Here is an 11,114-nt window from a genome sequence, read left to right as displayed (position 1 = left end):
TTCTCGAACTTTTCCGCCATACGCGCAGTGTCAACGGGCGCGGCTATCCGCGACCGCCCGCCCCACCAGATACCGCAGCGCGTCGTCGGCATCCGGCGGCAGCGCGTCGACCGGCCACCAGCGCAGGTCGACCGATTCGGCACTGATGCCGATCTGCGCGCCGGCCGGTGCGTGCGCCACGAACTGCAGGTCCAGATGCCGGGTGGGAATCCCCAGCGAGCAGGTCACCGGATGCACGTGCACGGCCGCCAGCCGCGGGTCGAGCCGCAGCCCGGCGATACCGGACTCCTCGGTGGCCTCCCGCAAGGCGGCGGCGACGATGTCGGCGTCGGAGACCTCGCAGTGCCCGCCCAGTTGCAGCCAGCGGCCGACCCGCGGGTGCAGCGTCAGCAGCGCCCGCTCACCGGTGTGGTCGAGCACCAGCGCCGAGGCGGTGATGTGGCCGGGCACGCATTCACGCGCACACGCATCGGGCCGGGCGGCCAGGAACGCCAGCACCGCGTGGCGCAGCGCGTCCTGCCCCGAATCCGGTGCGGCCCAGCCCGTCAGCGCCTCGACGGCGGAGTCGTGCGTGCTCACCGACGTACCAGCAGGTCATCGACGGCGGCCGGCGGGCGCGGCTCGGGCGGCTCGGTGGCGTATCCGATGGCGATGGCGCCCAACGGTTCCCAATCCGCCGGCAGATCCAGCTCGGCCCGTACCAATTCCGGTGTGAAGATGGTGGAGCCGATCCAGCAACTGCCCACGTCGCGCACCGCCAGCGCCACCAGCAGTGCCTGGACGGCGGCGCCGACCGCGACGGTGAACATGGTCTGCTCGGCGGCGGTGCGGACCGCGTCGGGATAGTGGTGGGCGCCGTCGGGCACCATCACCGGGATCACGACCTCGGGCGCGTCGTAGAGGATCCGGCCGCGGGCGACCCGGGCCTCGACGGCCTCGGGGGACTTGCCGTCGCCGGTCAGGTCGGCGCGCCACTTGTCGGCCATGGCGTCGAGCAGCCGGGTGCGCACGCCCGGGCTCTGCAGCCAGACGAACCGCGCCGGCCGGGTGTGGTGTGGCGCCGGGGCGGTCAGCGCTTCGGCGATGGCATCGCTGATCGTCTCGGCCGGCACCGGTTCGGGGGAGAACGCGCGCACCGAGCGGCGCAACAGCTGGGCTTGCCGGCGCCCGGCCTCGATGGCCTCGGCGGTGCCGAGCCAGAACAGGTCCTCGGGACCGGAGCGCACCAGCGCGGCCGCGGTGGATCCGTTGTCGGGGCTGACGACACCGCGCACCACCGCCACCGGGACATCGGTGAGCTTGCCCTTGACCAGATCGGCGGCCGCCGCCAGTTCGTCGGCGACGGCCACCTCGGTGACCACCAGAGCATTGCCGTGCCGGTCGACCGCGCCGGCGTAGCCGTTGAGCACGGTCAGGCCCGCTGCCCCGATCGCGACGTCGATCTGCCCGTGGCGCCAGGCGCGGCCCATGGTGTCGGTGATCAGCACCGCGACCTCGACACCGAGCCGCTCGGCCAACCGGGCGCGCAACTTGGCAGCGCTGCCGTCGGGATCCACCGGCAGCAGCGCCAGTTCGTCGGAGCCGACGTTGGAGCCGTCCACGCCGGCGGCGGCCTGCACCAGGCCGAGCCGATTCTCGGTGATCCAGGTGCGGCCCTTGCGGGCCAGCACGCGCACCGCCTCGGCCTCGACCAGTTGGCGGCGCAGCGCGTCACGCGCTTCGGGGTCGTGGGGCGCCGGAACGATACGGCCCTCGCACTTGGAGACCACCTTGCTGGTGACGACCACGATGTCGCCGTCGGCCAGCCACGGTGCGGCCTGCGCCAGCGCGGCCGCCAGATCGTCACCCGGCCGGAACTCGCCCATGCCGGTGACCGGCAGGATCTCCACCTTGGCGGCACTGCCGTGCTCGGTCATGCCACGCCCGCGAGATCCAGCCCGGCGCGCACCATCTCGCCCGTCGCCGCCGGGTCGGTCATCAGCAGCGGAGCGCTGCGCACCGTGACGCCGGCAAGCTCGTCGGTGGTCTGCTCGCCCTCGTGCACCAGCCAGTAGTCGAGGATCCCGGTCCCGCTGCGCGCCCCGTAGTGGTGACCCACGGCGTGCGCGCTGGACTCCAGGCCGATCACACTCAGGCAGGTGTCGGCCATGCCGCGCAACGGCTTTCCGGCGATGATCGGCGAGTAGCCGACCACCGGTGCCGGGGTGGACCGCAGCGCTGCCCGGATGCCGGGAACGGCCAGGATGGCGCCGATGCTCACCACCGGATTCGACGGCGCCAAGAGCACGATGTCGGCGTCGGCGACGGCCTCGAGGACTTGCGGTGTGGCGTTGGCCTTCTCGGCGCCCACGAAGCCGAACCCGTGCGTGGGGACCTCGGCGCGGTAGCGCACCCACCACTCCTGGAAGTGGATCGCACGCTGGGTGTCGTCGGCGGGATCGGTAATCACGACATGGGTTTCGCAGCTGTCGTCGGTGACCGGCAGCAGCCTCGCGCCGGGCTGCCAGCGGTCGCAGAGCGCCGCGGTCACCTCCGTCAGCGGGTAGCCGCCACGCAACGCCTGGGTGCGCACCAGATGGGTGGCGAGGTCGCGGTCGCCGAGACCGAACCAGTCCGGTTGCATGCCGTAGCGGGCCAACTCCTCCATCGCGTGCCAGGTCTCGTCGCGGTGACCCCAACCGCGCTCGGGGTCCACCCCGCCGCCCAGGGTGTACATGCAGGTGTCCAGGTCCGGGCAGATGCGCACGCCGTGCATCCAGGCGTCGTCGCCGACGTTGACGACCGCGGTAAGCTCATGCGCCGCCGCGTCGGCGTCGCCGAACCGGCCCAGGCCCAGCAATTTCTGGACGCCGAGCAGGAACTTCGCGCCGCCGACCCCGCCGACGAGAACCGTGACCTTCACAGCGCACGACAGTACCGTTGGCGTGGATGCGACCGGTGTGCCGGACCGCCCCAGCGGCCGCGCAACCGCCCCGGTAAGACACGCCGAAACGGGGGTGTGGGGTAGATGACACGGACTCGCCGGTCTCGGACACGTCCGAAATCGGTCACGAGATGGTAAGGAATTTCGCCATTCGGCTTGACCGGACCAGTCAACCCGTGTCTAATCACATCAGTGTCATTTCCCGGTTGGCCAGCCGATTCCGGTGTCGCAGACCGAGATTCGATCACATGTTCGAATTGGGATGGTGAACATCGCAATACGGGCGACACATCAGAATCGCGCAACCAGGTGAGGAGGCGGAGCATGTCCTATGAGCACCTTTGGGGCGTAATGGGAGCGACACCGCATGCCAATACCGGATTTACGACACCAGCAGAGGTCGAACCGGCGCCCAGCCGGCCACACCTGAGCCTTGTCCCCGAGCTCGACGACTACGACGAGTTCGACCCGTTCGACCCCGCTTCGGCCACCAATGAGCAGTGGCAGGACCGCGCGCTGTGCGCGCAGACCGACCCCGAGGCCTTCTTCCCGGAGAAGGGCGGGTCCACCCGCGAGGCCAAGAAGATCTGCCAGCGGTGCTCGGTGCGCAGCGAGTGCCTGGAATACGCGCTGGCGCACGACGAGCGTTTCGGCATCTGGGGCGGCCTGTCCGAGCGTGAGCGCCGTCGCCTCAAGCGCGGCATCATCTGAGCGCGTCGAACACGCCCGCTAGTCCTCGATCGTCGGGTCGATGACGGTGGGTTCGACATCCAAGTACGTGGCGACCTGAGCCACCAGGATTTCATGCAATAAATCGCCGAGCTCGACGCTGTCATTGGCGCGTTGTTCTATCGGCTTGCGGAACAACAATATTCGCGCCCGCGTCGGGTTACCCCGGACATCGACCCCGGCAGGTATCAAGCGGGCCAGCGGAATCGGCCCGTCGGCGACCACCTCCGGGGGCCACTGCACACTGTCGGGATCTTTGGCGGCGATCCGGGGAATCTCGTCGACCGCGACGTCGAGCGCCGACAGTCGTTGCTTCCAGCGTTGCTCGATGGGCTCATAGGCCTCCAGCACCGCCATGTCGAACCGTTCGGCCCGGGTGCGCCAGCCGGGCACGGTCGGCGGCAGCAGCGGCCCGCGGGGTTCGCGGCCGCGCCATAGGCGACGCGTGGCGATCACGGAAGAAGATGGTAACGGTTGCGCATAGGGTGCCCACCCGTTGCGCGTGTCCGGCGCCGCCGGGCTGCGCGGCCACGATAGCCTCACGAGCGTGAACGTTCCCCGCCGCTGCTGTCGGCCAGGGTGTCCGCACTATGCGGTGGCGACGCTGACGTTCGTCTACTCGGACTCCACCGCCGTGGTCGGCCCCCTGGCGACCGCCGCCGAGCCCCATTCGTGGGACCTGTGTTTCAGCCACGCCGGCCGGATCACCGCCCCGCGGGGCTGGGAGCTGGTCCGTCACCCCGGCCCGTGGGTGTCCCCCGAGGAGGACGATCTGATCGCGCTCGCCGAAGCGGTGCGGGAGGGCCAGTCCGGACCGGCCGGACCGGCGAAGGGATGGTATCCGCAGACCGGCCCGGCGGATTCCGGTTCCCGGGGCGCGTCCACGGGCACTCCCGGCGGCGGCGTGCTGGCGCCGCCCGGACCGCCCGGCAAGAGCAACGGCAGGCGCCGCGGCCACCTGCGCGTGTTGCCGGACCCGTCGGACTGATCGCAGGTTCCGGGCTAGGCTTGAGCGTCAAGCGTCCACTTCGTCAGGAGCCCTGTCCATGTCTCGGCCCGCTGCGGCTGTCCACCGTGTGATCAAGGCGTACGACGTACGTGGCCTGGTCGGTTCGGAGATCGATGAATCCCTGGTCGCCGAGGTCGGCGCTGCGTTCGCCCGGCTGATGACCGACGAGGGCGCCCGGCAGGTGGTGATCGGCCATGACATGCGGGACAGTTCGCCTCCGTTGTCGGCGGCGTTCGCCGAGGGGGTGATCGCCCAGGGCCTCGACGTGATCCGGATCGGGCTGGCCTCCACCGACCAGCTCTACTTCGCCTCCGGGTCGCTGGACTGCCCGGGAGCGATGTTCACCGCCAGCCACAATCCGGCCGCCTACAACGGCATCAAGCTGTGCCGGGCGGGCGCCAAGCCGGTCGGCGCCAACTCCGGCCTGGACCGGATCCGTGATGAGCTGATCGCCGGGGTGGCGCCCGACGCGGGCCGGGCCGGAGCCCGCGGGACCGTCTCCGATCGCGACGTGCTGGCCGACTATGCGGCGTTCCTGCACTCCCTGGTCGACATCTCCGGCGGGCGCCCGCTGCGGGTGGCCGTGGACGCCGGCAACGGCATGGCCGGCCACACCGCGCCGGCGGTGTTCGGTTCGGTGCAGGCGATCACGTTGCTGCCGCTGTATTTCGAGCTCGACGGGAACTTCCCCAACCACGAGGCCAACCCGCTGGACCCGGCCAACCTCACCGACCTGCAGGCCTTCGTCCGCGACAACGGTGCTGACATCGGGCTGGCCTTCGACGGTGACGCCGACCGGTGCTTCGTGGTCGACGAGCGCGGCGAGCCGGTCGCTCCGTCGGCGGTGACCGGCCTGGTCGCGGCCCGCGAGTTGGCTCGCGAACCCGGCGCGACGGTGATCCACAACCTGATCACCTCCCGCGCGGTCGCCGAACTGGTGGCCGAGCGCGGCGGCACGCCGCTGCGGTCGCGGGTCGGGCACTCCTATATCAAGGCCGTGATGGCCGAGACCGGCGCCATCTTCGGCGGGGAACACTCGGCGCACTACTACTTCCGGGACTTCTGGGGGGCCGACTCGGGGATGCTGGCAGCGCTGCATGTGCTGGCCGCGCTCGGCGAGCAGCAGCGGCCGCTCTCCGAGCTGACCGCCGACTACCAGCGGTACGCGGCCTCCGGCGAGATCAACTACACCCTGGCCGAAGGCGTCGACGCGCAGGCCTACGCGGACGCGGTGGTGGCGTCGTTCGGGGAGCAGGCGTCCGTCGACCATCTCGACGGGGTGACCGTCGACCTGGGCGGAGGCAGCTGGTTCAACCTGCGCAGCTCCAACACCGAACCGCTGCTGCGGCTCAACGTGGAGGGCCCCGATTCGGCCGCCGTCGAGGCGGTGGTGGCCCGGGTCGGCGAACAGGTGGAGGCCGTCACCGCCGCCGAGAAGTCACGGTCGTGAACGCGTTCTCCGGATCCTTCTCCTCCACCGTCGATCTCGACGACGCCGAGGCGTTGCTGGCCGCTGACCACGACGGGGCGCTGTGGGCTGCGTCGATGGCCGGGGCGCAGGTGCGCGCCACCGCCGCCGCGGTCGCCGAGGGCGCCCTGGACACGGTGCGCAGCGACATCCGGGACTATCCGGCGCGCACCGTGATCTGGGTGTCGACCCGCGGCGCGGCGGCGACGGCGGGAAGCCTGCTGGCCGCGGCCCGCGGGGATTCGGCTCGCGAACCGCTGGTGCAGGCCGGCGAGGCGCCGGCCTGGATGGGGGCGCTGGACGTGCTGGTCGTCGCCGGTGACGACCCCGGAGATCCCGCGCTGGTCGCCGCGGCCGCCGCCGGGGTGCGGCGCGGCGCACGGGTGGTGGTGGCCGCTCCCTACCAGGGCCCGCTGCGCGATGCCACCGCCGGCCGTGTCGCGGTGCTCGAGCCGCGGGTCGGGGTCCCGGACGAGTTCGGGCTGCCCCGCTACCTGGCCGCCGGGCTCGCCGTGCTGGAGGCCGTGGAGCCGGGGAATCCGGCCGCGCAGATCGACCTCGGTGTACTGGCCGACGAACTGGATGCCGAGGCCCTGCGCAACAGCGCCGGACGCGAGCTGTTCACCAACCCGGCCAAGATCCTGGCGGACCGGATCGTCGGCCGCGCCGTCGCCCTGGCCGGTGACTGCGCGGCGTCGCTGGCGCTGGCCCGGCACGGTTCGGCGATGATGCTGCGGATCGGGGGGACCGCGGTGGCCGCCACCGGGCTGGCCGACGCGGTGAGCGCGCTGCGCGCCCGGGACGCGGCCGGCGCCGGTGGATCCGCTGATATTTTTCATGACGAGCAGATCGACGGGCCGGCTGCCGAGCGGCTGCGGGTGCTGGCCTTGGCACTGTCGTCCGAGCGGACGGTGGTGGCGGCCCGGATCAGTGGGCTCCACGATGTCGACCTCGTCGGCGCGGGGGATGTGCCGCTGACACCGGGGGCAGCGGAGGAGACGTCGGCGCCGGCGGCTGTGCCGGCGCCGGCCGGGGCGGGCCGGGCCGAACAACAGCTTGCGGTACTGGCCGTGCGGTTGGAGATGGCCGCCGCCTATGTGCGACTTTTACGAGGTTGACGGGAACAGTGGAACCACTACGCGGCGCGATACGGACCTACGCCTGGGGATCGAGGACCGCCATCGCCGAGTTCACCGGGCGGCCGGTCCCGGCGGCGCATCCGGAGGCCGAGCTGTGGCTGGGCGCCCACCCCGGCGACCCGGCCTGGCTGGACACCGCCACCGGCGAGGTGTCGCTGCTGGAGGTCTTGACCGCCGACTGGAAGGGCCAGCTCGGTCCGGTGGCCCACACCCGCTTCGGTGACCGGCTGCCGTTCCTGGTCAAGGTGCTCGCCGCCGACGAGCCGTTGTCCCTGCAGGCCCACCCCAGCGCCATGCAGGCGATCGAGGGCTACGAGCGCGAAGAGCGGCTCGGGGTGCCGGTGTCCTCACCGATCCGCAACTACCGCGACACCAGCCACAAACCCGAACTGCTGGTGGCGCTGCAGCCGTTCGAGGCGCTGGCCGGCTTCCGCCCCGCGGCCCGCACCATCGAGTTGTTGCGCGCGCTGGCGGTATCGGACCTCGATCCGTTCATCGACCTGCTCGGCGGCTCTCCCGACGGTGCCCCTACAGAAGTCGCCCAGTCCGACGCCGACGGGCTGCGGGCACTGTTCACCACCTGGATCACCGCGCCCCAGCCCGATCTCGACGTCCTGGTGCCCGCGGTGCTCGAGGGGGCCATCCAATACCTGCATTCGGAAGCCGGCGAGTTCGCCGCCGAGGCCAAGACCGTGCTCGAACTCGGTGAGCGCTACCCGGGCGACGCCGGCGTGCTGGCCGCGCTGCTGCTCAACCGGATCAGTCTGGCGCCCGGCGAGGCCATCTTCCTGGCCGCCGGCAACCTGCACACCTACCTGCAGGGTGTCGGGCTGGAGGTGATGGCCAACTCCGACAACGTGCTGCGGGGCGGCCTGACCCCCAAGCACGTCGACGTGCCCGAACTGTTGCGGGTGCTGGACTTCACCCCGACCACCGAGGAGGCGCTGCGGCCGGCGATCCACTGCGACGGGCCCGAGGTGGTCTACCAGACCCCGGCCGAGGAGTTCGCGGTGTCACGGTTGACGCTCGACGGCGCCCACCTCGGTCATGAGCTGGACGCCCCGGCCCACCACGACGGCCCGCAGATCCTGCTGTGCACCGAGGGCTCGGTCACCGTGCACGCCAAGTCGGGGAGCCTGACCCTGCGCCGCGGCGAGTCGGCCTGGGTGCCCAGCGACGACGGGCCGATCCGACTGCGGGCCGAGCAGCAGGCCGTGCTGTTCCGGTCGACGATAGGTCTGTGAGTGTCCACCTCCGGTAGCACCCGGGCGATCCTGGCGGCGCTGCTGGCCAACGCCGGGATCGCGGTCGCGAAGTTCACCGGGTACGTGATCACCGGCAGCGCCGCCATGCTCGCCGAGGCGGTGCACTCGGTGGCCGACACCTCCAACCAGGCGCTGCTGCTGTTCGGCCAGCGGGCCGCCGCCAGGGCCCCCGACGAGCTGCATCCGTTCGGGTACGGCCGCAGCCGCTACTTCTGGTCGTTCGTGGTGGCGCTGGTGCTGTTCAGCCTGGGCTCGATGTTCGCGCTGTACGAGGGCTACAAGAAGGTCCACCACCCGGTCGAGTTGAGTTCGCCGGTGGTGGCGATCGTGATCCTGGTGGTGGCGATCGGCATGGAGACGTTCAGTTTCCGCACCGCGGTGGTCGAGTCCCGGCCGTTCAAGGGCGAGGCCAGCTGGCTGCGGTTCCTGCGCACCTCGCGCACCCCGGAACTTCCGGTGGTGCTGCTGGAGGACACCGCCGCGTTGATCGGCCTGGTGCTGGCGCTGATGGGCGTGGGCTTGAGTGTGGTCACCGGCAACCCGGTGTGGGACGGCGTGGCCACCTTGGGCATCGGCGTGCTGCTGGGCGTCGTCGCGGTGTTCTTGATGGTCGAGATGCACAGCCTGCTGATCGGGGAGGGCGCCACGGTCGCCGAGGACCGGGCCATCCGCGCGGCGCTGGAGCAGACCCGGAACGTGACCCGGCTGATCCACATCCGCACCCTGTACCTGGGGCCCGACGAGATGCTGGTGGGCGCCAAGATCGCACTGCATCCGCAGCTGGATCTGGCCGCCGTCGCCGACACCATCGACGATGCCGAAGCCAACGTCCGCAGGGCGGTACCGGCAGCCCGGCTGATCTACCTCGAACCCGACCTGGACCGCAGCGCTGTGCCAGACTCGCGGCAGCAGAAAGGTTGATCGCTTTGTCCAGCTTCTCCTACCGGCAGCTCACCGCGGCCTGCCAGGCCGGCGGTGCCAGCACGCTGAGCGTGAACACCGAACTGGCCCCCGCCGGCGGGCCGCACGTCGCGATCAGCCCGGCCCACCGCGCCGGACGTGGCCCGGCGGCCCTCGCCCACGAGACCCGGCTGATCGACGGCGCTCCGACCACGTCGGTGATCGTCGACGACAACCAGAGCCAGATCCAGCGGGTGGAGGCCGCGATCCTGCAGGGCATCCGCGATCAGCATCCGGTACTGGGCCGGGTGCCGCGGCTGGAGGTGTCCTACGAAGGCGGCCGGACGGTCTACACCGATCTTGAGCTGCCGCAACGGATTTTCGACGGCCACTTCTTGACCGGCTCGATCGGCGGCAAGCCGGCGATCGCCCACCCGGCCTACCGGGCCGCGCGCGAGAGCACTCCCGAGAATGCTCGCGCGGTGGCCGAGTTGAGCCCGGGCAGCCTGGTTTTCGGTGCGATCGACGCCGCCCGCGGCACCGGCCAGAGCCGCTTCCGCGGCGTGTTGTCCGGCGAGATCATCGGCGTGCTCGTCGACGGCGCGCCGGCGGATGCGCGCGCCGCGGCCGATTCCGGTGTCTGCTGCAGCCGCATCATTCGCACCCAGGTGCTGAGCTTCGCCGCGCTGCGGCAACTGCGCTTCGACTGCGGGATCGCCGGGGACGAGGCCGGTCGGGCGCTGCTGGCCGCCTACGCGCTGGCCGGTTTGGCGCGCTCGAATGCCGAGTTGAGCATCCGGGCCAACTGCGATCTGGTCGAGACCGGCCCCACGACGCTGAGTCTCGACGCCCGCGACGGCGAATTCGTCGAGTTGGCCGCGCTGTCGATCGAGCAGGCCGACGAACTGCTGGAGCGCGCGCTCATCGAGGCCTACCGGGAGGCCGACATCACCTGGCGCGGCCAGGTTTTGCGCGTCACCGGCAACGCCGGGGCCTACGCCGCGGCTCAGAACGGGGGAGTGGCCCAGGAAGCGCCGGACGCGCACGAGCCGCGCCGGTTCCGGCTGCCGCACTTCATCGCCGAGCGGCGGCTCAGCCCGCGGCGCTGAGCAGCAGCCGGGCCGACTTCTCCAACCGGTCGGCGATCTGCTGGTAGGAGCCGTACCCCATGCCGGCCCGCACCAGCGCTCCCGAGTAGAGCAGTTCCAGGGAATCGACCAGGTCCGGTTCGTCGCGGGGGCCGATCGCGGTGGCCAGCCGGTCGTGGATCTCGGTACCGATCCGGCGGCGCAGATGCTCGACGTCGGGGTCGCTGCCGAGCAGCGCAGCGGTGACCGCACCGGCCAACTCGGCCTCGTCGGCGACCAGCAGCGCGATGTGGCGCAGCACGGTGACGACCCGGACCGTGCGGTCGGGGGAATCGACCGTCGGGGCTGGTGCCAGGGCCAGCCGGCGCCAGAAGATCTCGGCGACCAGGTGCTCTTTTGACGAGAAGTACGTGTAAGCGGTTGCGGCGCCGATCCCGGCCTCGGCGGCCACCATGCGAATCGTCAGGCCGGAGAATCCCTCCCGGCCCAGCACCGTCATCGCGGCGCGACTCAGCCGCTCGACGGTGTCCGCCTGTTTGGCCGTCAGCCGACGACGCGTCGACTCCCGAGCCACCGGACTGGACACATGTCCG

At 71.3% G+C, this 11,114-nt stretch carries 12 protein-coding genes; 7 read left to right on the top strand and 5 right to left on the bottom strand.

Translation table 11 applies throughout. The features are described 5' to 3' along the window. Positions 1–30 precede the first annotated feature (30 nt). The 3 genes from AWC24_RS11660 to cofD are packed head-to-tail and all read right to left on the bottom strand — an operon-like array spanning position 31 to position 2,902. Positions 31–579 (bottom strand): NUDIX hydrolase, encoded by a 549-nt coding sequence (locus AWC24_RS11660; RefSeq protein ID WP_085085072.1) that lies wholly within the window; start codon positions 577–579, stop codon positions 31–33. Beyond that, the gene (locus AWC24_RS11655) at positions 576–1,916 is read right to left on the bottom strand and encodes a coenzyme F420-0:L-glutamate ligase (RefSeq protein ID WP_085085070.1); all 1,341 of its coding nucleotides are present in this window, start codon (positions 1,914–1,916) and stop codon (positions 576–578) included. The genes AWC24_RS11660 and AWC24_RS11655 overlap by 4 nt, the downstream gene beginning before the upstream one ends. Continuing rightward, on the bottom strand, positions 1,913–2,902 hold the full coding sequence (cofD, locus tag AWC24_RS11650; RefSeq protein WP_085085068.1) for a 2-phospho-L-lactate transferase: 990 nt from the start codon (positions 2,900–2,902) through the stop codon (positions 1,913–1,915). The genes AWC24_RS11655 and cofD overlap by 4 nt, the downstream gene beginning before the upstream one ends. Positions 2,903–3,274: 372 nt before the next feature. On the opposite strand from cofD, the gene AWC24_RS11640 reads away from it, so the two are divergent. Continuing rightward, on the top strand, positions 3,275–3,634 hold the full coding sequence (locus AWC24_RS11640) for a WhiB family transcriptional regulator (protein ID WP_234807342.1): 360 nt from the start codon (positions 3,275–3,277) through the stop codon (positions 3,632–3,634). Between the two features lie 18 nt (positions 3,635–3,652). On the opposite strand, the gene AWC24_RS11635 is transcribed toward AWC24_RS11640, so the two are convergent. Beyond that, complete coding sequence (locus AWC24_RS11635; RefSeq protein ID WP_207568320.1) at positions 3,653–4,105, bottom strand: metallopeptidase family protein; 453 nt, start codon at positions 4,103–4,105, stop codon at positions 3,653–3,655. A gap of 94 nt (positions 4,106–4,199) precedes the next feature. On the opposite strand from AWC24_RS11635, the gene AWC24_RS11630 reads away from it, so the two are divergent. From AWC24_RS11630 to AWC24_RS11605, 6 genes are read left to right on the top strand one after another with little or no spacing between them, the layout of a single operon-like run. Next, the gene (locus AWC24_RS11630; RefSeq protein ID WP_085085156.1) at positions 4,200–4,640 is read left to right on the top strand and encodes a DUF3499 domain-containing protein; all 441 of its coding nucleotides are present in this window, start codon (positions 4,200–4,202) and stop codon (positions 4,638–4,640) included. Positions 4,641–4,698: 58 nt separating this feature from the next. Then, the gene (locus AWC24_RS11625; RefSeq protein ID WP_085085062.1) at positions 4,699–6,111 is read left to right on the top strand and encodes a phosphomannomutase/phosphoglucomutase; all 1,413 of its coding nucleotides are present in this window, start codon (positions 4,699–4,701) and stop codon (positions 6,109–6,111) included. Next, positions 6,108–7,247 carry a TobH protein gene (locus tag AWC24_RS11620; protein WP_085085060.1) on the top strand — a complete coding sequence of 380 codons (1,140 nt, stop codon included), beginning with the start codon at positions 6,108–6,110 and terminating at the stop codon, positions 7,245–7,247. The genes AWC24_RS11625 and AWC24_RS11620 overlap by 4 nt, the downstream gene beginning before the upstream one ends. Before the next feature lie 8 nt (positions 7,248–7,255). Continuing rightward, positions 7,256–8,512, top strand: a complete 1,257-nt coding sequence (manA, locus tag AWC24_RS11615) for a mannose-6-phosphate isomerase, class I (RefSeq protein ID WP_085085058.1) — start codon at positions 7,256–7,258, stop codon at positions 8,510–8,512. After that, on the top strand, positions 8,513–9,454 hold the full coding sequence (locus AWC24_RS11610) for a cation diffusion facilitator family transporter (protein ID WP_085085056.1): 942 nt from the start codon (positions 8,513–8,515) through the stop codon (positions 9,452–9,454). A 5-nt stretch (positions 9,455–9,459) separates the two neighbouring features. Continuing rightward, on the top strand, positions 9,460–10,542 hold the full coding sequence (locus tag AWC24_RS11605) for a type I-U CRISPR-associated protein Cas7 (protein ID WP_085085054.1): 1,083 nt from the start codon (positions 9,460–9,462) through the stop codon (positions 10,540–10,542). Here the strand turns inward: AWC24_RS11605 and AWC24_RS11600 are convergent. Further along, positions 10,526–11,107, bottom strand: a complete 582-nt coding sequence (locus AWC24_RS11600; protein WP_085085052.1) for a TetR/AcrR family transcriptional regulator — start codon at positions 11,105–11,107, stop codon at positions 10,526–10,528. The two genes, AWC24_RS11605 and AWC24_RS11600, sit on opposite strands and share 17 nt — an antisense overlap. Between the last annotated feature and the right edge of the window lie 7 nt (positions 11,108–11,114).

This window comes from Mycolicibacter senuensis (assembly GCF_002101885.1).
In the GTDB taxonomy this organism is placed as follows: domain Bacteria; phylum Actinomycetota; class Actinomycetes; order Mycobacteriales; family Mycobacteriaceae; genus Mycobacterium; species Mycobacterium senuense.
This window is presented reverse-complemented; position numbering and strand designations above follow the sequence as displayed.